17 protein-coding genes are annotated in these 20,933 nt (G+C 72.1%); 11 read left to right on the top strand and 6 right to left on the bottom strand.

All coding sequences use genetic code 11. The annotated features are described in order from the left end of the window. Nucleotides 1–5 precede the first annotated feature (5 nt). From BM076_RS19675 to BM076_RS19665, 3 genes are read left to right on the top strand one after another with little or no spacing between them, the layout of a single operon-like run. The gene (locus tag BM076_RS19675; protein WP_093714933.1) at nucleotides 6–1,769 is read left to right on the top strand and encodes an MFS transporter; all 1,764 of its coding nucleotides are present in this window, start codon (nucleotides 6–8) and stop codon (nucleotides 1,767–1,769) included. Further along, entirely contained in the window at nucleotides 1,766–2,335 is a 570-nt protein-coding gene (locus tag BM076_RS19670) for an isochorismatase family protein (RefSeq protein WP_093714932.1), read from the top strand. The genes BM076_RS19675 and BM076_RS19670 overlap by 4 nt, the downstream gene beginning before the upstream one ends. Next, nucleotides 2,332–2,886, top strand: a complete 555-nt coding sequence (locus BM076_RS19665) for a YbhB/YbcL family Raf kinase inhibitor-like protein (protein WP_093714931.1) — start codon at nucleotides 2,332–2,334, stop codon at nucleotides 2,884–2,886. Before BM076_RS19670 ends, BM076_RS19665 begins: the two co-directional genes overlap by 4 nt. Nucleotides 2,887–2,937: 51 nt before the next feature. On the opposite strand, the gene BM076_RS19660 is transcribed toward BM076_RS19665, so the two are convergent. The 3 genes from BM076_RS19660 to BM076_RS19650 all read right to left on the bottom strand — a co-directional run bounded on the left by BM076_RS19660 (nucleotide 2,938) and on the right by BM076_RS19650 (nucleotide 7,735). Then, nucleotides 2,938–4,980, bottom strand: a complete 2,043-nt coding sequence (locus BM076_RS19660; protein WP_245796155.1) for a cellulose binding domain-containing protein — start codon at nucleotides 4,978–4,980, stop codon at nucleotides 2,938–2,940. Nucleotides 4,981–5,172: 192 nt separating this feature from the next. Next, complete coding sequence (locus tag BM076_RS19655) at nucleotides 5,173–6,111, bottom strand: SDR family oxidoreductase (protein ID WP_093714929.1); 939 nt, start codon at nucleotides 6,109–6,111, stop codon at nucleotides 5,173–5,175. Nucleotides 6,112–6,568: 457 nt separating this feature from the next. Beyond that, complete coding sequence (locus BM076_RS19650; RefSeq protein ID WP_093714928.1) at nucleotides 6,569–7,735, bottom strand: N-acetylglucosamine-6-phosphate deacetylase; 1,167 nt, start codon at nucleotides 7,733–7,735, stop codon at nucleotides 6,569–6,571. Nucleotides 7,736–7,946: 211 nt separating this feature from the next. Here BM076_RS19650 and BM076_RS19645 point away from each other — a divergent pair, with 211 nt between their 5' ends. Continuing rightward, nucleotides 7,947–8,753: a 6-phosphogluconolactonase gene (locus BM076_RS19645; RefSeq protein ID WP_093714927.1), complete on the top strand. Its 807-nt coding sequence runs from the start codon at nucleotides 7,947–7,949 to the stop codon at nucleotides 8,751–8,753. Between the two features lie 161 nt (nucleotides 8,754–8,914). Here BM076_RS19645 and BM076_RS19640 read toward each other — a convergent pair whose 3' ends face one another. Further along, entirely contained in the window at nucleotides 8,915–10,270 is a 1,356-nt protein-coding gene (locus tag BM076_RS19640) for a Gfo/Idh/MocA family protein (RefSeq protein WP_093714926.1), read from the bottom strand. Nucleotides 10,271–10,320: 50 nt separating this feature from the next. Next, on the bottom strand, nucleotides 10,321–11,160 hold the full coding sequence (locus BM076_RS19635; RefSeq protein ID WP_093714925.1) for an SGNH/GDSL hydrolase family protein: 840 nt from the start codon (nucleotides 11,158–11,160) through the stop codon (nucleotides 10,321–10,323). Nucleotides 11,161–11,316: 156 nt separating this feature from the next. Here BM076_RS19635 and BM076_RS19630 point away from each other — a divergent pair, with 156 nt between their 5' ends. Together BM076_RS19630 and BM076_RS19625 are read left to right on the top strand one after the other, a co-directional pair. After that, nucleotides 11,317–12,570 carry a putative glycoside hydrolase gene (locus BM076_RS19630; protein WP_143120597.1) on the top strand — a complete coding sequence of 418 codons (1,254 nt, stop codon included), beginning with the start codon at nucleotides 11,317–11,319 and terminating at the stop codon, nucleotides 12,568–12,570. Nucleotides 12,571–12,636: 66 nt separating this feature from the next. After that, nucleotides 12,637–13,932 carry a putative glycoside hydrolase gene (locus BM076_RS19625; protein WP_093714923.1) on the top strand — a complete coding sequence of 432 codons (1,296 nt, stop codon included), beginning with the start codon at nucleotides 12,637–12,639 and terminating at the stop codon, nucleotides 13,930–13,932. Nucleotides 13,933–14,029: 97 nt separating this feature from the next. Here BM076_RS19625 and BM076_RS19620 read toward each other — a convergent pair whose 3' ends face one another. After that, nucleotides 14,030–15,025 carry a LacI family DNA-binding transcriptional regulator gene (locus BM076_RS19620; RefSeq protein WP_093714922.1) on the bottom strand — a complete coding sequence of 332 codons (996 nt, stop codon included), beginning with the start codon at nucleotides 15,023–15,025 and terminating at the stop codon, nucleotides 14,030–14,032. A 208-nt stretch (nucleotides 15,026–15,233) separates the two neighbouring features. Here BM076_RS19620 and BM076_RS19615 point away from each other — a divergent pair, with 208 nt between their 5' ends. The 5 genes from BM076_RS19615 to BM076_RS19595 all read left to right on the top strand — a co-directional run bounded on the left by BM076_RS19615 (nucleotide 15,234) and on the right by BM076_RS19595 (nucleotide 20,920). Further along, nucleotides 15,234–16,853 (top strand): ABC transporter substrate-binding protein, encoded by a 1,620-nt coding sequence (locus BM076_RS19615; RefSeq protein WP_143120596.1) that lies wholly within the window; start codon nucleotides 15,234–15,236, stop codon nucleotides 16,851–16,853. An 83-nt stretch (nucleotides 16,854–16,936) separates the two neighbouring features. Beyond that, nucleotides 16,937–17,935 (top strand): ABC transporter permease, encoded by a 999-nt coding sequence (locus BM076_RS19610; protein ID WP_245796166.1) that lies wholly within the window; start codon nucleotides 16,937–16,939, stop codon nucleotides 17,933–17,935. Then, nucleotides 17,932–18,861 carry an ABC transporter permease gene (locus BM076_RS19605; protein WP_093714920.1) on the top strand — a complete coding sequence of 310 codons (930 nt, stop codon included), beginning with the start codon at nucleotides 17,932–17,934 and terminating at the stop codon, nucleotides 18,859–18,861. Before BM076_RS19610 ends, BM076_RS19605 begins: the two co-directional genes overlap by 4 nt. After that, nucleotides 18,858–19,850 carry an ABC transporter ATP-binding protein gene (locus tag BM076_RS19600; protein WP_093714919.1) on the top strand — a complete coding sequence of 331 codons (993 nt, stop codon included), beginning with the start codon at nucleotides 18,858–18,860 and terminating at the stop codon, nucleotides 19,848–19,850. The genes BM076_RS19605 and BM076_RS19600 overlap by 4 nt, the downstream gene beginning before the upstream one ends. Beyond that, nucleotides 19,847–20,920, top strand: coding sequence for an ATP-binding cassette domain-containing protein (locus tag BM076_RS19595; protein ID WP_093714918.1), 1,074 nt, complete (start codon nucleotides 19,847–19,849; stop codon nucleotides 20,918–20,920). The genes BM076_RS19600 and BM076_RS19595 overlap by 4 nt, the downstream gene beginning before the upstream one ends. Nucleotides 20,921–20,933 lie beyond the last annotated feature (13 nt).

Below are 20,933 nucleotides of genomic sequence, written 5' to 3'. Positions count from 1 at the left end.
AACATATGAAGCGCGGACCGATAGCGCGGCAGGAGACAGCGGGCCGCGGCAGCCGCGGCGCCGACGACCGCTACCGCTGGACGGCGCTGACCAACACCACCGCCGCCGTCTTCATGTCGGCGCTCGACGGCTCCATCGTGCTGATCTCGCTGCCCGCCATCTTCCGCGGCATCCATCTGGACCCGCTGGCGCCGGGAAACATCGCGTATCTGCTCTGGATGATCATGGGCTACCGGCTGGTCCAGGCCGTGCTGGTGGTCACGGTCGGCCGGCTGGGCGACATGTACGGCCGGGTCCGGATCTACAACAGCGGCTTCGCGGTCTTCACCGTCGCCTCGGTCCTGCTCTCCTTCGACCCGTTCGACGGCGGCCACGCCGCGATGTGGCTGATCGCCTGGCGCGTCGTGCAGGCCGTCGGCGGGTCCATGCTCCAGGCGAATTCCGCGGCCATCCTCACCGACGCCTTCCCCAAGGAGCGGCGCGGCTTCGCCCTGGGCATCAATCAGATCGCGGGCCTCGCGGGCATGTTCATCGGCCTGGTGGCCGGCGGACTGCTCGCGGCCTGGGACTGGCGCGCGGTGTTCTGGGTGAACGTACCGGTCGGCGTGTTCTTCACCGTGTGGGCCTACCGCACGCTGCGCGAGACCGGGCAGCGCGGCGGCGGCCGGATCGACTGGTGGGGCAACATCACTTTCGCGGTGGGGCTCAGCGCGGTGCTGATCGCCGTCACCTTCGGCCTCCAGCCGTACCACGGGCACACCATGGGGTGGACGAACCCGCTGGTCGACGCGATGATCATCGGCGGTCTCGCGCTGCTCGCGGCTTTCGTCGTCATCGAGCGGCGCAGCCCGGCGCCCATGATCGACCTCGGCCTGTTCCGGCGCCGCGCCTTCACCTTCGGCAATCTGGCGGGCCTGGCCATCTCCATCGGCCGCGGCGGCATGCAATTCGTCCTGGTCATCTGGCTGCAAGGCATCTGGCTGCCGCTGCACGGCTACGACTACGTGGACACGCCGCTGTGGGCGGGCATCTTCATGCTGCCGCTCACCGCGGGCTTCCTCGCCGCGGGACCCGTCTCCGGCTATCTGTCGGACCGGCTCGGCTCGCGCGGCCTGGCCACCGGCGGCGCGCTGCTGTTCGGCGCCACCTTCCTCGGACTGATGGCCCTGCCGATCGACTTCAGCTACTGGGTCTTCGCGGTGCTGATCGCGCTCAACGGCATCGCCAGCGGGATGTTCGCGTCCCCCAACTCCTCCTCGATCATGGGCAGCGTGCCCACCCGGTCGCGCGGTGTCGCCTCCGGGATGCGCGCCACCTTCCAGAATTCGGGCACCGCCGTCTCGATCGGCGTGTTCTTCTCCCTGATGATCGCCGGACTGGCCAGTCGCCTCCCGCACTCGCTCAGCACCGGGCTCCAGGCCCAGGGCGTCCCCGCGCACGCCGCCGCACAGGCCGCCGATCTGCCCCCGGTCTCCTCGCTCTTCGCCGCCCAGCTCGGCGTCAATCCGGTCGAGAACCTGCTCCGGCCCACCGGTGCCCTGACGCACCTGACGGCGGCGCAGCGGCAGACGCTGACCGGGCACGAATTCTTCCCGCACCTGATCTCCGGCCCCTTCCACTCCGGCCTGGTCGTCGTCTTCGCCTTCGGCGCGACACTCGCCCTGCTCGCCGCGATCGCCTCCTACCTGCGCGGCGCCAGTGCCCCGCGGGCCACCGCGCCGCGCGAGCCCGGCCCCGTACACCCTCCACAGGAGCAGCACGCACCATGACACTGACCACCATCGACCCCGTACCCGCGCTCGTCCTGGTCGACCTGCAACAGGGCATCGTCTCCGCGCTGCCCGGCGCCGCCACCACCGCGGCCGTCGCGCGCTCGGCGGAGCTGGCCGACGCCTTCCGGCGCCGCGGCCTGCCCGTCGTCCTGGTCACCGTCACCGGCCGCGCGCCCGGCCGGGTCGACACCGTACGGGCCGCGGCGCGGGACACCGAACGGCCGCCCGGCTGGGCCGATCCGGTCGACGACCTGGGTGTCCGGCCGACCGACCACCGCGTGACCAAGCGCCGGCGCAGCGCTTTCCACGACACCGGACTCGACACGCTGCTGCGCGACCTCGGCGTCACCCAGGTCTTTCTCGCCGGCATCTCCACCAGCTCCGGCGTGGAGTCCACCGCCCGCTCGGCCGCCGACCACGGTTACCACGTCGTGCTCGCCACCGACGCCATGACCGACCCGGACGCCGACGCGCACCGCCACAGCGTCGAGCGGATCTTCCCCAAGCTCGGCGAGACCGCCACCACCGCCGAGATCGTCGCGATGACCGGGGCGGGCCGATGAGCCCGCTCGGCCGGCTGCTGCGGAACCGCCGCGCGGACGAGGGCCGGGCCGCCTGGCACCTGCCCCATCTCCAAAGCGCGCGGCAACTCACCCTCACCAGCGAGGACTTCGGCGACGGCGACACCATGCCCCGGGAGAGCCGCGCCAAGCGGGTCGGCGGCGCCGACCGCTCGCCCCGGCTGACCTGGAGTCCGCCGCCGGCCGGCACCGTGCAACTCCTGCTCGTCGTCGAGGACATCGATGTCCCCCTGCGCACACCCGCCGTGCACTGCGTCGCGCTGATCGACCCGGCCGTCCGCGCCCTCGACCCCGGTGCCCTCGACGCCCGCGAGCCCGCCGGGGGAGTACGGCCGCTGCGCTCCACCGTCGGCCGCGGCTACCACGGCCCCGCGCCGATCAAGGGCCACGGCCCGCACCGCTACGTCTTCCAGCTCTTCGCGCTGTCCGCGCCCGCGGAGCTGGCCGTCACCGCGCGGCCCCGGGCCTTCCTGTCCGCCGTCCCCGCCGCCGTCCTCGCCCGCGGCCGGCTGACCGGAATCCACGAACGCTGACCGCCGCGGCCCGCGTGCCCACCCCTATGACAGGGGTGGGCCGGGGAGCCGTCATGTCGTCGTGCAGACCGTGCCGTTGAGGGTGAAGACGGTCGGCGGGGGAGCCGCGCCGTCATTGGCGCCGGTGAAGCCGAAGGACGCCGCATTGCCGCCGTCGGCGGCCAGCGTGGCGTTCCAGTCCACCGGGGTGGCCACGACATGCCGGCCGTCCGCGCGGACCGTGGCGTTCCAGAAACCGGTGACGGACTCACCCGCCCCGGGGAAGTCGAAGGCCAGCGTCCAGCCGGTGATCGGCGTCGGACCGGTGTTGGTGACCGTCACCTCGGCGTTGAAGCCGTTGCCCCAGCCGGCCGTGGTCCGGTACGCGACCCGGCAGGTGGAGTCCGCGGGCGTGCCGGTGCGTACGGTGACGGGTGCCGAGGGCGCGGACAGCCGGCCGTCGGCGTCCCGGGCCAGCACGTTCCAGGTGGAGGTGGTCCCCGGGGTGAGATTGCGGACGGTGACGGAGCCGCCCGTGCTGTCCGCGAGCAGCTCACTGGTCGTGCCGAGCTGCCGGTAGACCTCGTAGCGGGTGACCGTGCCGCCGGTCGACGGGGTCCAGCTCACCGTCGCGCCCGTGGCCCCCGCCGCGATCACCTTCGGCGCCCCGGGCGCCGAAAGGGCCGACGCGGTACCGGCCTTGGGGTGCACGGTCACCGTGGTCAGCGAGTACGGGGGCAGGGTCTGCCGCGCGCCGTACGCCGCGGTGGCGGTGTCGATGCCGGTGGCGCCGTCGCGGTAGGTCGCCACCGTCACCGGCGCCGCGGTGTCCGGCGTGAAACCGGCGAAGCGCAGATCCACGCTGTGCGCGGCGGCGGGGTCCTTGTTGATCAGCAGCACGCTCAGATCGCCGTTCGCGCGGCGCACCGCGTGGGCTGCGACCGTCGCGCTGCTGCTGCCCGAACCGACCATCGTGTCGCCGGGACGGCCCACTTGGCTGAGCATCCTGATCGCGTAGTACGCCGGGAAGGGCGTGTTCAGCGGCGGCTCGCACACCGCGCCGACGCAGTCCCCGCTGGAGAGCACGCCCCAGTCGTTGAAGTCGGTGGCGCCGTCGGGGGAGGTGGAGATCTGCTGGGCGCCGTTGTGGGTGTCCCACCAGTCGACCGTGAACACCCCGCTCTGCAACGCCGTGAACCAGGCGTCCGCGCCGAACAGGGCGTTGGGCTGGGTGTTCACGTCCCGGCCGCCGTTGACCTCGGTCAGCGCGATCGGGGTGTCCGGCGCGCCCGCCGCGGCCAGCTCGTCGCGCAACTGGGCAAGTTCGCCGGTCAGTTGGGACGGGGTGTTCAGCAGGTGTGCGGTGTCGGAGCTGGTCGGGTACCAGTGCACGATCACGAAGTCGGCCTTGCCCGCGATCAGCGGGATCACCGTGTGGTTCCAGTCCGCGGCCTCGCCGTCGCCGAGCACCCCGTCCGGCCAGTTGCCCGGCATGGTGAGCACCGCGCCGACCTTGACGGTCGGATCGACGGCCTTCATCGCGGCGGCGTACTGGAGCACCCCGTCGGCGTAGGCGGTGGGGGAGGTGTCGGGGTGGTCGTCGTGCTCCCAGCCGGAGCCGTAATGCCCGTTGCCGTACAGCTCGTTGCCCACCTCCCAGAACTTCGCGCCGTACCCCTGGGTGATGTTGGCGTAGCGCACCCAGTCCGCGGCCTCCTGCGGGGTGCCGGAGCCGTAGTTCGCGATGAGCATCGGCTGCGCGCCGATCGAGCGCACCGTGCCCATGAAGGCGTCGAAGTCCGTGCCGGGCGCGACGTATCCGCCGGGCGCCGAATTCGTCCGCCAGTGGTAGATGTCGCCGTAGGACCCGCCGGGATAGCGCAGCATGCCGAGGTTCGCGGCGTTGAGCAGGTCCCGCACCTGGGGCGCGTTCATCTGCGCGTCCCACACGGCGCTGTTGAGGCCGTACGCCGTGTCGGGGATCGTGCCCAGGCCCTGGGCGGTGTTGACGGTCACGTCGGCGTCGGCCGCGCCGGCGGGCGGGTCGTCCGCCCGCGCGGACGCGCCGCCGATCAGCAGGGCGCCGAGCAGCGCGACGGTCGAGGCGGCGGCCATCAGGCGGCGGCGCCCGGGTAGGGGCCGGCTCCGGGGAGGCCGGGAGGACATGAGTGGGCGCACGGCGTTCTCACCTTCGGAAGGCGGGATGTGGGGGGAGCGGTGCGGTCATGCATGGGAGCGCTCCCACAATGCGGGCGCCCGCCCGCCCTGTCAATGGTGCGGCGCGGGCGCCCCCGGCCCGGCGCGGGCTCAGACCGGGAACCGCTCGCCGACCAGGCGCGCGGACGCCTCCCACAGCCGGTGCGCCGCGGCCATGTCCCGCAGCGGCGGCCAGAGTTCCTGCCGGACCGGGGCGCCGCGCAGATTGCCGGCGCCGCCCGGACCGTAGAATTCCCCGCCGCGCGCCCGCGGGCCGGTCGCGGCCAGCAGCGCGGGCAGCGCGGCGGTCTCGGCGGTGCCGACGAGGACGCCCAGCCGGGAGAAGGTACGGATCAGCCGGACCGCGGGGGTGTCCCGGGGGCGGCCCATACCGGGCTGGGCGGACAGCAGATTGGTGGGGGAGACGCCCGGGTGGCTCAGATTGCTGGTGATGCCCCACCCCTCGGCGGCGCTGCGCGCGTCCAGCTCACGGGCGAACAGCCCGACGGCGATCTTCGACTGGCTGTACGCCTTCGCCGTGTCGTAGCCCTGCTCCCAGTTGAGGTCGTCCCAGTGGATGCCGCCGCGCCGCGCGGCGATGCTCGTCTGGTGCGTGACCCGGGCACCGGCCTCGCGCAGCAGCGGCAGCAGGCCGAGAGTGAGGGCGAAGTGCCCGAGGTGGTTGACGCCGAACTGCAACTCGAAGCCGTCCGCGGTCACCTGCCGGTTCGGCGGGTTCATCACGCCCGCGTTGTTGATCAGGAGGTCGATCGGGCGGCCCTCCGAGACGAGCAGGTCCGCGAGGGCGGCGACCGAGTCGAGCGAGGCCAGGTCGAGCGCCCGGGTGGAGATCCGCGCGCCGGGCACGCGGTCACGGACCAGCCCGGCGGCCCTTTCGCCCTTGGCGGGGTCGCGGACCGGCATGATCACCTCCGCGCCCGCCGCCGCGAGCCGGGGGAGCATGGCCAGCCCGATCCCGTCGCTCGCGCCGGTGACGACGGCGAGTTTCCCCGACAGGTCGGGGATGTCGATATCGGTGTTCCGCGTCATGAGAGGGCCCTCTTCCTGCGTGCGCGCCGCGGCTGTTCCGGGGCCCGCGGTGTCCGCCGGTGCCCGCGCCGAGCAGCGGCGTCCGGCCGTCGGCCGGTACGTCCATGCTCGGACCCGGCCGTCCGCGGATTAAGGGCCCGCTTGTCCACGGATCGCCGATCCCCCCTTGGGGACGGGGACGGGGCTCCGGTACAGGACGGACAGGGAGGGTCGAGAGGTGGCGGACGCGGGCCTCAGGCGTCCTCGGCCTAGGGGCCGTGCCTGATGACGCGGCCCGGTACGGTGACCCGGCGCGGGGCCGGCGGTTCCGTGTCCCCCTGGTCGAACTCCCGGCGCGGGCACGCTTCCTGGACCTGGACGACCCCCGGTCCCGCCTCGTCGGGCCGACGGTGCCGGGACGAGGGCAGCCCGCTGGATCGGACTCCGGTCGAGGCACCGGCGCTCGGCGGCGCCGCGGTCACGCTCGAACCGGGTCCGCGTCCGCGCTGAAGCGTACGACGCCGCCGGCCACCGTGGTGCGGACCGCGCCCGGCCGGCCGGCGGCGTCCCGTTCGAACCGCACCAGGTCGGCGCGCGCGCCGACGGCCAGCCGGCCGCGGTCGGTGAGGCCGAGCAGATCCGCCGGGTGCCGGGTGGCCATCGCGAAGGCGTCGGCGGCCGGCAGCCCGGCCGTCGCGCAGGCCCACCGCACGCACTCGGCCAACGAGGCGCCGCTGCCCGCCAGATACGCCGTCCCGCGCAGCGACACCCGGCCGCCTGCCTCGACCGTGACGTCTCCGCCGACCGGGGTCCGGTAGTCGCCCGGCGGGCACCCGGCGACGGTCACGGCGTCGCTGACGAGCACCGCGCGTTCCAGGCCCTTGGCGCGCAGCAGCGCGGTGAACACCGGGAGCGGCAGGTGGTGCCCGTCGGCGATGAGGGTCGCCGCGAGGCCGGGCTCCGCCAACTGTGGCCACAGCACGTTGTCGTGCCGGTCGAGGGACGCCGGGATCCCGTTGCCGAGGTGGGTCGAGAAGCGTCCGCCGGCCCGGCGGAAGGCCGCCACGTCGGCCGCGCCGGCGGCCGAGTGGCCGATGGCGGCCGTCACCCCGTGCGCCGTCAGGTGCCGGGTGAAGTCCGCCGCTCCGGCGCGTTCCGGGGCCAGCGTGACGATTCTGATCAGACCGCCCGCCGCCCGCTGCCAGCGGTCGAACTCGGCGGTGTCCGGGTCCCGCAGGATCGCCGGGTCGTGGGCCCCGCGATAGCCGTCCAGCCCGGACAGATACGGCCCCTCCAGGTGGATGCCGGGGACGGCGCCGGCGAAGTCCTCGTCGGTGGCCCGCGCGTGCGCGATCCGCGCGACCAGCTCCGCGGTGCGGTCCGCGGCGGCGGAGACCACCGTCGGGTAGAAGGTCGTCACCCCGTGCGCCCACAGCAGCGGCAGCAGGTCGGGCAGCGCCCGGTCCCCGTCGGTCGCGTTGACGTCCACCCCGCCGTAGCCGTTGAGCTGGACGTCGATCAGCCCGGGGACCAGCAGCAGGTCCGGGGCGTGGTCGATCTCGCCGATCTCCTCGATGCCCGCGGGGGAGAACCGCACCCGGATCGGTCGGCCCTCCGCGCTGAAGCCTTCGAGCGTCTCCGTCATCGTTCCTCGATTCCCGGTCCGCGGTTCCGCTGTGCAGGCCCACCGCACTGCAAGCGTTGCAGCAATGTAGTTGCTGAGGTGCACTCGTTTCAACAGCCCTCCACCAGCCGTGATGGCCGAGCGATGAGGCGGTGTGGGCATTTGCGGTGACATTGCTGCAAGCGATTGCTAACCTTGCGGTGTCCGCACCCCAGTCCCGAGGAGGACTCCCTTGACCACGGCCCGACTCGTCCGCGCCGGCAGCCTGCCGGTGGCGATTCACCCGACCACCGCCGAGATGGCGGAAGCCGCCGCGCAGCACACCGCCGAGGTGCTGCGGCAGGCGGTCGACCAGCGCGGTTCGGCCCGCGTGATCATGGCGACGGGCAACTCCCAGCTCGCCTTCGTCGCCGCGCTGCCCGGCCAGGACATCCCGTGGAGCAAGATCACGGTGTTCCACATGGACGAATACATCGGCGTCGGTGACGGGCACTCGGCCTCGTTCCGCAAATGGATACGCGAGCGGGTCGCCGAACCGTTCGGCCCGGCCGCCGTGGAGTACATCGACGGCACCGCCGAGGACATCGAGGCCGAGTGCGCGCGCTACGAGGCGCTGCTCCGCGCGGCACCGATCGACCTCACCTGCATGGGCATCGGCGAGAACGGCCATCTGGCGTTCAACGAGCCGGGCGAGGCGGACTTCGCCGACCCGCGGTGGGTGCGGGTCATCCGGCTGACCCAGCGCTCGATCGACCAGCAGGTCGGCGAGGGCCACTTCCCCGACCGCGCCTCGGTGCCGGTCACCGCGATATCGCTGACCATCCCGGCGCTGCTCGCGGCGGGCAGCGTGCAGGTGGTGACGCCTGAGGCGCGCAAGGCGCAGGCCGTGCGCAGCACCCTGACGCTGGAGCCGACGACGGACTGGCCGTCGACGATCCTGCGCCGTACCCCGCACGCCCGGCTGTTCCTCGACGCGGAGTCGGCCGCCGAGTCGGCCGAGGTCATCCGGGAGCTGGCCGCCGCCGGGGACGGCGCGTGACCCGCGGCTAGCCCGCGAGCGCCCCGGGCGGGCCGACGCGCTGACGGCGCACCGTCCGTACGGGCCACGGCTCGCGCCGGGCGACCGCGCGGGCCACGGAAACGGCGCGCCGACGAGAGGCAGCTCGTCGGCGCGCCGAGCGGTGCGCCGGGGGACCTGGCTCAGCCGAGCAGTTCCGCGACCGTGAACGGCCGGTGCTCCACGCACGAGCGCCACAGCCCCTCGCCGAGCGCCACCGCCCAGGCGCCTTCCAGGCTGCTCGCGGCAAGCCCCAACTCCCGTGATTCCGCGCTCTGTCCGACGAACAGATCGCGGCGCATCTCCGGGTCGGCCCCGGCGTGCTCACCGCTCGGCGCGTCCACGTGCACGGTCGACCGTTCCCCGAACAGCGGTGCCAGCGCGATCGTGTCGCTGCCGGGCAGCGGCTCGCCGTCGAGCCCGCGGCCGTGCAGCATCTCGATCGAGCCGTGCGTGCCGCTGATCCCGAGCCGGTACCCCTCCCACGTGCTGGAGAAGTCGATCGAATACCCGAGACTCGCGCCGCCCGCGTACGCCACCACCGCGCTGTAGGTGTCCTCGATGTCGATCGCGTCGTCGTAGATGTACATCGGGCGGTCGGCCGGATACTGCTCGGCGTACGGCAGGCCGAACAGGCCGGTGCGCGCCTGCCCGCCGGCACCGTCGGCGACGACACCGGTCGCACGCAGCCCGGGCAGATACGGATCGGCCGTCGGCGGCCCGGCCGACGCGTCCGCGCCGCCCCCGCCGTCGGGTCCCGCCGGTACGCGCGGGCGGTGCGGGCTGCGCGGCCCGTAGTAGTTCAGCGCGCCGTAGCCGAAGATCTCCACGGGCTCCTGGCCCACCAGCCAGGTCACCAGGTCGAAGTGGTGGCAGCACTTGTGCACGGCCAGGCCGCCGTGGGCGCGCTGCCGGTTCCAGCGGGTGAAGTAGCTCGCGCCGTGGCGGACGTCCACGTGGTAGTCCAGCGTCACCCGGGTCACGGCGCCGATCGCGCCGCCGAGGATCATCCGCTTGATCTCGCGGTGCGTACGGGCGTACCGCAGATTGTGCGTGACCCGTACCCCGGCGGCGCTGTCGCGTTCCGCGGCGAGCACCGACCGGGCCGCCGCCGCCGAACTCACCATCGGCTTCTCGGTGATGACCTCGACGCCGCGGGCGAGGGCGGCGACGATGTACGCCTCGTGCGTGCTGTCGGGCGAGGTGACGATGACGGCGTCGGGCGCCGCCTCGTCGATCATCCGGTCGAAGGCGTCGGGGGAGTAGCGGGGCAGTTCGGCCGCCCCGGCGGCCCGCAGTTGGGCGTTGAACCCGTCGAGCCGCCGCGGGTCGCTGTCGACCAGCGCCACCACCTGCGCGGAGCCGGACAGGTCGTCGCTGACACCGCCGTAGCCGAGGACGCCGTCCGCGCGCCCGCCGGTCAGCCCCATCAGCGGATGGACGAACGCCGCCAGGCCGCGGTTAGACAGACCGCATACCGCATAGCGCTTTGTGGACATGGGAGTTCCTTTCCGGTCCTGCCGGACCTTCTCGTGCACGGATCGGCCGCTCAGGCCGTGGGGGCGCCGGAGCCCTCCGCGGCGGACGGGCCGCCGGAATCGCCGGGACCATCGGACCCGCCGGCATCGCCGGGACCATCGGATCCGCCGGGGCTGTCGGGACCGCCCGGACCGTCGGGCAGCCCGGCCGCGACGGTGAGCGCGCAGCACTCGCTCGCGTCGTCCCACAGGCCCAGGGTCCGCAGCAGCGTGCCCGCCATCACCTTGTGGCCCCGGCCGTTGGGGTGGATCGGGTCGCCCATCCAGGCGGCGGGCGCCCAGCCGTCACCGGCGCCGGTCCACGGCGTGTAGTGGTCCACCACCACACAACCGGTGTCCCGGCCCACCGCGCGCATGGCCGCCACGTACTCCGGCAGCGGCCCGATCAGCTCCGGCGGCGCCTGCGGGCGTACGGGATTGGGCAGATGGAGCAGGACCAGCGCGCCGGCCGACCGCAGCCGTGCGACGACATCCCGCAGGCCCCGGTCGAAGTCCGCGAGATGCGCGGGGCCGAGCTTGGTGTCGTTGAGCCCGATGCCCAGCGAGACGATGTCGGGCTCGGGCCGGGTGACCCGGTCGAGGGTGCCGGCGACGTCGCCGGTGCGCCAGCCGCTGACCGCGGTGCGGGTGAACGCGTCGGCGTACCGGGCGAGTTCGTAGCGGACGCGTTCCTCCAGGTGCTGGGCGTAGTCGCGTTCACCCGCGGTCCAGCGCGCGCCCTGCGCGACACTGTCGCCGGCGATCACCCAGGTGAGTGGCCGGTCCGCGGCGAGGAGGCCGGACAGCGCGGCGGCCGGGGCCGCCGTACTGCCGTCGGATGGGCGGGGAGGGGAAGTCTCGTGTGCCGTCACGCCGAGCAGCTTAGCTTCGTGCGCCTATTGCAACAATCGTTTGCAGTGTTTTACCTTGCGGTCGCATCAGCACGGCAGCATCGCTGCCGGCCGATATCGCGTAACAGCTCAAGGCAACTCGGCAAGCGTGTGCAGAACTTCCCGAAGGGGCACAGGATGAGTGATGAACGCAGTGCCGGACCCGGACGGGGCGTCACCCGCAGGGTGTTCCTGGCCGGCTCGACGCTCGTGGCGGCCGCCCTCGCGACCACCGCCGACCTGCCCGGCGCTGCCGCGGCGACGCCGGCGGCGGTGACCGCGGGACCGGTGCTCCCGGACCCGCCGGACTCCGGGATCGCCCGGGCGCAGATCTTCGACAACCAGATTCCGGACCGCTCCGTCTACGCGGGGCTCACCTACTTCGTCTGGGGCGCGAGCAGCCTCGCCCAGCCGGCCGGCGCCGTCCCGTGCGGCTATCTGCCGGCCTTCCGCGACTACGACCGCACCCACGACCTGGCCTGGTTCCAGGCCAACCACCCCGACTGGCTGGTCTACACCTCCGACCGGACCACCCCGGCCTACGAATTCGGCAACACCGTCTACCTGCCGATCGACTTCACCAATCCGGCCGTCCGCACCTACTACTACGACACCTACGTCCAGCCGCTGCTCGACGCCGGCTATCCCTTCGTCGGCTTCGACAATGTCGTCACCTTCAACGGCTACGGCAACTGCGGGCACTTCGACTCCGCCGGCACCTGGGTCCAGCAGTTCAGCGGGGAGCGGGTGGACGACGACTGGGCCGCCGCGGTCCTGGACTGGCTGGACTACCTGGCCGGCCGGCTGCACGCGGCGGGCGCCGGCATCGCCGCCAACATCACCTGGAACGCGTCGGTCAAGCCCGCCGACATGCTCGCGGCGATCGGCCTGGTCGATGTCTACGTCGACGAGCAGGGCTTCACCGCGCACCGGGTGGCGAACTACAACGACCAGGCGTGGCAGGACAGATTCGACCTCGTCCGGCAGATCGCGCCGACCACCCCGTACGTGTCCATCAACCAGACCGCGACCGACGACCTGGCCGACGCGAGCACCGCCCAGATCGACTGGGTGATCGCCAACTACCTGCTCTGCCGCGAGCAGCGGAGCATGCTCGCGCTCTGCGGGGACCAGCAGTATCACGTCTTCCTCGACCGGCCGGAGCTGCACACCGACATCGGGGCGCCGTCCGCCGCGCCGTACACCGACACCGGCGGCGCCCGGGCGCGCGCCTACACCGGCGGCCTCGCGCTGGTGAACCCCTCGTCCACGCAGACGACCACCACCGCGCTGCCGGCCGGCACCTGGACCGACCTGCGCGGCACCGCCCACACCGGGCAGATCGCGCTGCCGCCCAACTCCGGCACCGTCCTGGCCGGCCCGACCGCCTGACCCCCGGCCACCCGGCCCCCCGAAGAACGCACCACCACACGGCGCACCACCCGAAAAGGAGCAAGAGTGAAACGCATACGCGTACTCGCGACCGTCATCGCCGGTCTTGTCACGGCGGCGGGCGCGGGCGTGTCCCAGACCGCGTCGGCCGCCCCGGCCGCCGCCGCGTCCACCGCCGCGTCGTCCGTCGCGCGGACGACGTCGGCCGCCTGTCCGCCGTCGAACAGTGGCCTGACCCTCCCGCAGACGCCCGACCACGGGGTGTCGCAGGCCCAGATCTTCGACCGCGGTGTCACCGACCCCTCGGTGTACGCCGGGCATGTGTACTACGTCTGGGGATCGCTCAGCCCGCAGCAGCCGCAGGGCGTGGTCGGCAGCTACTACATGACCGCGTTCCGCAACGCGCCGCTGCGCACGTACACCTACGACTGGTTCCGCACGAACCACCCGACGTGGATCGAGTACACCGCCGACCGCACCACCCCCGCCTGGGAGTTCGGCAACCAGGTGTACACCCCGCTGGACGTCGCCAACCCCGAAGTGCGGCAGTGGTACTTCACCACCATCATCGAGCCCGCGATCGCCGCCGGGTACAAGGTGATCGCGGTGGACAACATCGGCCTGCGCAACGACTTCAAGATGAGCGGGCACTACGACGCCGACGGCAACTGGGTGCAGCAGTTCAGCGACGACCCGGACGACGCGACGTTCTTCGACTACGTCAACGACTGGCTGTCCTACCTGTCAGGCGGGCTGCACGCGCGCGGCGCCGCGGGCGCCTTCAACATCACCTTCAACGCCAGCCTGCACGACTTCAGCCAGGACAAGACCGAGGCGTGGCTGAACGCGACGCGCAAGGCGATCGCCACGTCCGACATCTGGCTCAACGAACAGGGCTTCACCGTCCACCGTCCGGAGAACGTCACCGACGACGAGTGGTCCATGATGTACGACCTGATCCGCGAGTTCCGCTGCAAGCCGATGGTGATCGACAACAAGCTGCCCACCGACACCTGGGACCAGGCGTCGCCCGAGCAGCGGCAGTGGGTGGTGGCGAACTACCTGCTCTACCGCGAGCGGCCGACGATGATGGTGATGACCGGGCTCAAGGACTACGCCCAGTACAACGACATCCCCGAGCTGGACGTCGACCTCGGCAGGCCGGTCACCGGGCCGATCGGGCACGGCACGGGCCTGTGGCTGCGCTCCTACCAGCACGGCATGACGGTGGTGAACCCGTCGAGCACCGCGTCGCGGCAGCTGATCCTGCCGGGCACCTGGACGGACCTGCACGGCGTGACGTACTCGGGCCGGACGACGGTGCCGCCGAACACCGGTCTGGTGCTGACACCCACTCACTGACGCCGATCCGTTGAGGCGGCACCTCTGACAGCAGCTCGCCCGCGTCCACGTACCGCTCGGTGCGTGGCCGCGGGCGAGTGCGTACGAGCGTGCCGCGTCAGGTGACGGGCAGGCCCGTCGAGCCGCGGATGACCAGCCGGGTCTCCAGCCGGATCGCCCCGCCGTCGGTCTCGGGCGCGTCCGCGTCGTCCTGGATGCGGGCGAGCAGCAGGTCCACCGCGGTGGTGCCCAGCTCCACCCCGGGGACGTGGATCGAGGTCAGCATCGGGTAGGCGGCCTGCGACATCGGGCTGTCGTCGATGCCGATGACGCTCACCTCGCGGCCGATCTGCATGCCCTGCTCGGTGAGCCGGGCCATGACACCGAGCGCGATCAGGTCGTCGTAGGCGATCGCGGCGGTCGCGCCCGCGGACTGCAGGACGTCGGCGGCGCGCATCCCGGCCTGGATCTGCGGCTCGAACGGGCCGAGTTCCAGCAGCTCGGCGCCGAAGGCGGCGCTCGCCGCCACGACCGCCTCGTGCCGCTGCTTGTTCGACCACGAGCGCTTGGGGCCCGACAGGTAGCAGATCCGCCGGTGGCCGAGCCTGACCAGGTGTTCGACGGCCTGCGACATGCCCTCGGCCTCGTCGATCACGACGCTGGGGGCGCCCTCGACGTCCCGGTTGGCGAAGACCACCGTGCCGTTCCCGCCGAGCCGGCGCAGCGTCTCGATCGAGGTGCGGGGCGAGGCGAGGATCAGCCCGTCGGCCTGCTTGCCGAGGCTGCGCGCGCGGTCCAGCTCGTCGGCGGCGTGCTCGTCGGTGTCGGCCAGCAGCACCGTGTACCCCTTGTCCCGGGCGCGTGCCTGGACGGCCTTGATGACCGGCGGGAAGAACGGGTTGGCGATGTCGGGCACGATCAGGCCGATGGTGTCGGTGCGCCCGGAGACCAGGGACCGGGCCACCCGGTTCGGCACATAGCCCATCTCGCGGGCCACCCGCTCGATCCGGCTGCGGGTCGCGGCATTGACCTTGCCGGGGTCGGACAGTGCGCGCGACACCGTCGAGGCCGACAGATTGCAGGCGTCCGCGACGTCCGCGAGGGTCACGGTCATGGGGGCCCCTCCGCTGGTGAGCTGTTACCTCTTCCTGAAGGTGCGAGTGTACCGCAATCGTTTGCTGCGCCGCCGCCTCAGGTCTGGCCATCGTTGCTGCACATTGCATTGACAGTTGCAGCAATCGTTGGCAGCATGCGTTGCACCCCGCCGAGAACCCCCTGTCGCGGGGCACATCCAGCCTGGTGAATGACGAGAGGAGGCAGGGGTGTCTGCCAGATCGCGAACCGTCGCGTCGGTCATCTCCGCCATGGCGGTGCTGGGCGCGGGTACGGCGGCCTGTACATCCGGCGAGGAAGCGAGCTCCGCTTCCTCGGTGCTCACCGTCGCCGCGTACTCCCAGCCCACGTTGCAGGCGAACTTCAACCCGTTCTCACCCAACGCGCTGCGCGGCACGGTGGGCCTGATCTACGAGCAGCTCTTCGACTTCAACACCGCCGACAAGAACCAGTTCATGCCGGGCCTGGCGACCAAGTACACCTGGGACGCCGGCGGCAAGGCGCTGCACCTGGAACTCGACAACCGCGCGAAGTGGTCCGACGGCACCGCGCTAAGCCGGGACGACGTGGTGTTCACCTTCGAGTACATGAAGCAGCACAAGCTGCTGGCCGTGCCGCTGACCACGGTCGTCCCCGAGGGCGGCGGCGTCACCCTGACCTTCGCCAGCCCCGCCTACTCCCAGATCCAGCAGATCGGCCGGGTCGCGATCGTCCCGCGCAAGCTGTGGGCGAAGCAGGACCCCGACACGTACATCAACCGCAGCCCGGTCGGCAGCGGCCCGTACGCGCTGGGCCGCGTCACCGGCCAGCAGGTGAGCTTCACCGCCCGCAAGGACTACTGGCGGCAGGACGTCCCGGTCAAGCAGATCAACTACGTCACCACCAGCAGCACCAATCTGCTCGCGCAGCAGATGGTCCGGCACGAGGTGGACCTCTCCTACGCAGGCATCCCCAACATCAAGTCCCAGTACCTCGACAAGGACACCGCCCACAATCACCTGTGGCCGATCCGCGCGAGCATGAAGCCGCTGCTGCTCAATCTGCGGCGCGCGCCGTTCGACAACGTGCACGTGCGCAAGGGCATCGCGCTCGCGCTCGACCGCGAGAAGGTCGCCGACGCCTACAACCCCGGCGTCTACCAGGCGGTCGGCCCGACCGGCCTGACCGCGCAGAGCTGGGGCCAGGTCATCCCCGACGGTGCCAAGGAACCCCTCGCGCAGGACCGGCAGGCCGCGCTCAAGGAGATGGCCCAGGCCGGCTACCAGCTCAAGGGCGGACGCCTGGTCGACGCCAAGGGCAAGCAGCTCTCCCTGGAGATCCTCACCGTCAGCACCTTCGCCGACGGCATGGCCTACGCCCAGGAACTGGCCGGACAGCTGTCGCAGCTCGGTATCAAGGCGACCGTGCCGGGCGAGGCGCCCAGCGCGTACGTCGCCGACGAGGGCAAGCACAATTTCGACGCGGTCTTCGGCGACGCCTACGTCTTCGGCTCCAACCTCTACAACTTCTACTGGAGCATGCTCTCGCCGGACAGCACGCAGAGCATCATCGGCTGGGACGACCCCGCCACCAAGGCCGCGCTGGACAAGCTCGCCAAGGCGGACCCGGCCGGCCAGACCGAGGCCACCAAGGGCCTGGAGAAGATCATGACCGACCAGGTGCCGACCATCCCGGTCGTCGTCAAGGGCACGCCGTATATGTACTCCACGACGCGGTACACCGGCTGGCCCACCGAGAAGAACCCGTACACCACGCCCGACCCCGGTGCGGTGAGCGGTGTGTACGCCGAGAAGCTGTTCCTGTCGCTGCGACCCGCGACCAAGGGCTAGGCGTGGGCGGCGTGACCCTGTCGCCGGCGGTGTCCAAGGCACCGGCCGCCGTCCGCCGGACCTCCCGCAGCGCGGTCCGGCGGATCTGGGGCAGCGTGCTGCTGAAGCGGATCGCGTTCTACCTGGTCGCGGCGTGGGCGGCGGCGACGCTGAACTTCCTGCTGCCGCGCCTGATGCCGGGCGACCCGGCCTCCGCGATCCTGCTGAAGATGTCCGAACTCGGGCCCGTCACCCCCGACCGGGTGCAGTTGGTGCACCGGCTGTTCGGCGGCGCCCACAGCGAGCCGCTGTGGCGGCAGTACTTCTCCTACCTCGGCGGCCTGTTCCACGGCGACTTCGGTCTGTCGCTCGCCTTCTACCCCACCCCGGTCTCCACCGTGGTGCGCTCCGGCTTCCTGTGGTCGGTGCTGCTGCTCGGCGTCTCGACGGTGATCGCGTTCGTCCTCGGCACCGTCCTGGGCGCACTGGCCGGCCGCCGGCCGGGCGGCTGGCTCGACACCGTCATCAGCCCGCTGTCGATCTTCGTGCACTCGCTGCCGTACTTCTGGGCCGCGCTGATCCTGGTGTACGTCTTCGCCTTCCGGCTCGACTGGTTCCCGCTGTCCGGCGGCGCCAGGCCCGACCTCGCCCCCGGCTTCGACCCGCGGTTCATCTCCAGCGCGGTCACCCACGCGCTGCTGCCCGCCGCCACCATCGTGCTCACCTCGATCAGCGGCTGGCTGATCCACATGCGCAACATGATGGCCTCCGTCGTCAACGAGGACTACGTGCTGCTCGCCCGCGCCAAGGGCCTGTCGGAGACCCGGGTGACCACCGCGTACGCCGCGCGCAACGCGGTGCTGCCGAGCGTCAGCAGCTTCGCGGTCTCCATCGGCCTGGTCGTCGGCGGCTCGCTGCTCACCGAGATGGTCTTCAACTACCCCGGACTCGGCAGCCTGCTCAACCAGGCCATCCTCAACCTCGACTACCCCCTGATGCAGGCGCTGTTCCTGGTGATCTCCATGACGGTCCTGGTGGCCAACTTCGTCATGGACTGCCTGTACGTCCTGCTCGATCCCCGCACCCGTGAGGCGGCGTCATGACCCGTCGACACCACGTCCGCTTCCGTGTCCCGGCCAACCGCAAGGTCCGTGTCGGACTGGCCGTCTTCCTGCTGCTCGTCCTGGTCGCCGCCTTCGGGCAGCTCTTCGTCGGCCATGTGCTGGGCCAGTCGGCCAACCGGCTGCACGCCGGCGGCAATCTGGAGTCGCCGTCGGGCAGGCACTGGCTCGGCACCACCTCCTTCGGGCAGGACGTCTTCGCCCAACTGGTGGCCGGCACCCGGACCTCGCTGCTGGTCGGCCTGATCGGCGGCGCCATCGCCACGGCCCTGGCCGTGCTGCTCGGTGTGCTCAGCGGCTACACCACCGGACGGTCCGGCGCCGCCCTGACCGCCTTCGTCAACATCTTCCTGGTCATCCCCGGCCTGCCGCTGCTGATCCTGGTCGCCAGCTACACCCGCGGCCGGGGCGGCTGGCTGACCGTCGCCGTGATCATCGGCCTGACCAGCTGGGCCGGCGGAGCCCGGGCCAAACGCGCCCAGACCCTGTCGCTGCGTAACCGGGACTTCGTCGAGGCGGCCAACTACTCCGGCGAGTCCCGTACCCGGATCCTGCTGCTCGAGGTCATCCCGCACCTCGCGCCGGTCATCGCCTCGACGTTCCTGTTCTCCGTCGTCGGCTCGATCGCCGCGGAGGCCGGACTCGACTTCATCGGCGCGGGCCACGCCAGCACCGTCAGCTGGGGCACGATGCTCTACTGGGTGCAGTCGCAGGGCGCGTTGCAGAGCGGCGCCTGGTGGTGGTTCCTGCCGCCCGGCCTGTGCATCGCCCTGGTCGGCACGGCCGCCGGACTCATCAACTTCGGCGTGGACGAACTCGCCGACCCCCGGCTGCGCACCCGGAAACCCGGGTCCGCCGCAGGCCGCTCCCGCCGCTCCGGCGGCGTCACCCCGGAGGGCGCCCGATGACCGCGGATCCGATACTCGACGTGGCCGGCCTCACGGTCGAATACGGCACCGACCGGCCGTCCCGCGCGGTCGACGACATCAGCTTCCGGCTGCACCGCGGCGAGATCCTCGGCGTCGCGGGGGAGAGCGGCAGCGGCAAGTCGACCCTGATGACCGCGGTCACCCGGCTGGAGCGCCCGCCGGCCAGGATCGTGGCGGGCTCGGTCCGCTACCACCCGCGCGACGGCGAACCGGTGGACCTGCTCGGCGCGCCCAACCGGCAACTGCGGGAGCTGCGCTGGGACCGGCTCGCCGTGGTCTTCCAGAGCGCCATGACCGCCCTCAACCCGGTGATGCGGGTCGGCGCGCAATTCGTCGACGTGCTCCGCGCCCACCGGCGGATCGGCCGCAAGGAGGCGTGGCAGCGCGCCGCCGAACTGCTGGAGATGGTCGGCATCCCGGGCGACCGGGCGCGCAACTACCCGCACGAGTTCTCCGGCGGGATGCGGCAGCGCGCGGCCATCGCGCTCGCGCTGGCCTGCGACCCCGAGATCATCGTGATGGACGAGCCGACGACCGCGGTCGACGTGGTGATGCAGCGTCAGATCCTCGGCCGGCTCCAGGAGTTGCAGGCACAGTTCGGCTTCGCGATCGTCTTCATCACCCATGACCTGTCGCTGCTCGTCGAACTGGCCGACCGGATCATGATCATGTACGCGGGCCGGGTGGTCGAGACGGGGGCCGCGGCCACCATCTACCGCGACCCGCTGCACCCCTACACCCTCGGGCTGCGCGACTCCTCGCCGAGCCTGCACGGCCGCCCGCGTACGGTGCGCGCCATCGGCGGCTCGGCGCCCGATCTGTGGGACCTGCCCAAGGGCTGCGCCTTCCACCCGCGCTGCCCGCGCCGTACCGACGGATGCGACACCGTACGGCCGCCCCTGCTCACCGTCGGCGGGCACGGCACCGCCTGCCTGCTGACCGGGCCCGCCACACAGGAGCAGTCATGACAGCGACGGCCAACGACACGTACAAGGCGCCGGACACGGCTCCGCCGATCCTCGAAGCCGTCGGCCTCACCCGGCACATCCCGATGCACGGTCGGCGCCACGGCCAGGTGGTCCGGGCCGTCGACGGAGTGGACCTGGCCCTGCGGCGCGGGCAGATCCTCGCGCTGGTCGGGCAGAGCGGTTCCGGCAAGAGCACACTCGCCCGGCTGCTGGCCCTCGGCGACCGGCCGACCTCCGGTGAGATCCGGTTCGACGGCCGGCCGGTCAACGCCGAGCGCAGACGCGACCGGCGCCGGCACTACGGCCATGTGCAGATGATCATGCAGGACCCGTTCGCGTCACTGAACCGGCTGCACCGCCTGCGCTACATCCTGTCCCGGCCGCTGCGGAATTTCGGCACGCCCGGCGCGGCCGAACTGGAGGCGCGGATCATCGAGCTGCTGGAGCGGGTCAATCTCACCCCGGGCCGCGAATTCATCGACAAGTACCCGCACGAACTGTCCGGCGGGCAGCGGCAGCGCGCCGCCGTCGCCCGGGCACTGGCCGCCGACCCCTCCGTACTGCTCGGCGACGAACCGGTGTCGATGCTGGACGTCTCGATCCGGCTCGACATCCTCAACCTCCTCACCGAACTGCGCGACCGCGACGGCCTGTCGATGCTGTACATCACCCACGACATCGCCAGCGCCCGGCACGTGGCCGACGAGGTCGTGGTGATGTTCAGCGGGCACCTCGTCGAGGGCGGCCCGGCCGAGGCGGTCACCCAGAACGCCAAGCACCCCTACACCCAACTGCTGCTGGCCGCCTCGCCCGACCCCGACCGGCTGCTGTCCGGCGAGGCCGGGACCGGGACCGCGGCGGCCTCGCTCGCCGCCGCGGCCGGCGGACCGGACGCGGACGACGACCCCGATTCCGCCGCCGGATCCGCCACGGGCGCCGACGGCGGTACGGAGGCCGGCTGTCCGTTCCGCGCCCGCTGCCCGCACGCGCAGGCGATCTGCGCCGAGCGGATGCCGGAAGCGGCGGACGCCGGATCCGGCCACTGGGTCCGCTGCTGGCTGCACACCTGAAGCGACGGGCCGC

This window comes from Actinacidiphila alni (assembly GCF_900112845.1).
Taxonomy (GTDB): domain Bacteria; phylum Actinomycetota; class Actinomycetes; order Streptomycetales; family Streptomycetaceae; genus Actinacidiphila; species Actinacidiphila alni.
The sequence above is the reverse complement of the archived record's forward strand: the minus strand, read 5'-3'. Positions and strand labels throughout refer to the sequence as shown.

What these genes read in the sequence shown, in the direction of transcription:
- BM076_RS19620 (WP_093714922.1), bottom strand. Translation starts at nt 15,025, where the DNA reads ATGACCGTGACCCTCGCGGACGTCGCGGACGCCTGCAATCTGTCGGCC.
- BM076_RS19650 (WP_093714928.1), bottom strand. Translation starts at nt 7,735, where the DNA reads ATGACGGAGACGCTCGAAGGCTTCAGCGCGGAGGGCCGACCGATCCGG.
- BM076_RS19605 (WP_093714920.1), top strand. Translation starts at nt 17,932, where the DNA reads ATGACCCGTCGACACCACGTCCGCTTCCGTGTCCCGGCCAACCGCAAG.
- BM076_RS19665 (WP_093714931.1), top strand. Translation starts at nt 2,332, where the DNA reads ATGAGCCCGCTCGGCCGGCTGCTGCGGAACCGCCGCGCGGACGAGGGC.
- BM076_RS19670 (WP_093714932.1), top strand. Translation starts at nt 1,766, where the DNA reads ATGACACTGACCACCATCGACCCCGTACCCGCGCTCGTCCTGGTCGAC.
- BM076_RS19595 (WP_093714918.1), top strand. Translation starts at nt 19,847, where the DNA reads ATGACAGCGACGGCCAACGACACGTACAAGGCGCCGGACACGGCTCCG.
- BM076_RS19675 (WP_093714933.1), top strand. Translation starts at nt 6, where the DNA reads ATGAAGCGCGGACCGATAGCGCGGCAGGAGACAGCGGGCCGCGGCAGC.
- BM076_RS19660 (WP_245796155.1), bottom strand. Translation starts at nt 4,980, where the DNA reads ATGGCCGCCGCCTCGACCGTCGCGCTGCTCGGCGCCCTGCTGATCGGC.
- BM076_RS19630 (WP_143120597.1), top strand. Translation starts at nt 11,317, where the DNA reads ATGAGTGATGAACGCAGTGCCGGACCCGGACGGGGCGTCACCCGCAGG.
- BM076_RS19655 (WP_093714929.1), bottom strand. Translation starts at nt 6,111, where the DNA reads ATGACGCGGAACACCGATATCGACATCCCCGACCTGTCGGGGAAACTC.
- BM076_RS19640 (WP_093714926.1), bottom strand. Translation starts at nt 10,270, where the DNA reads ATGTCCACAAAGCGCTATGCGGTATGCGGTCTGTCTAACCGCGGCCTG.
- BM076_RS19600 (WP_093714919.1), top strand. Translation starts at nt 18,858, where the DNA reads ATGACCGCGGATCCGATACTCGACGTGGCCGGCCTCACGGTCGAATAC.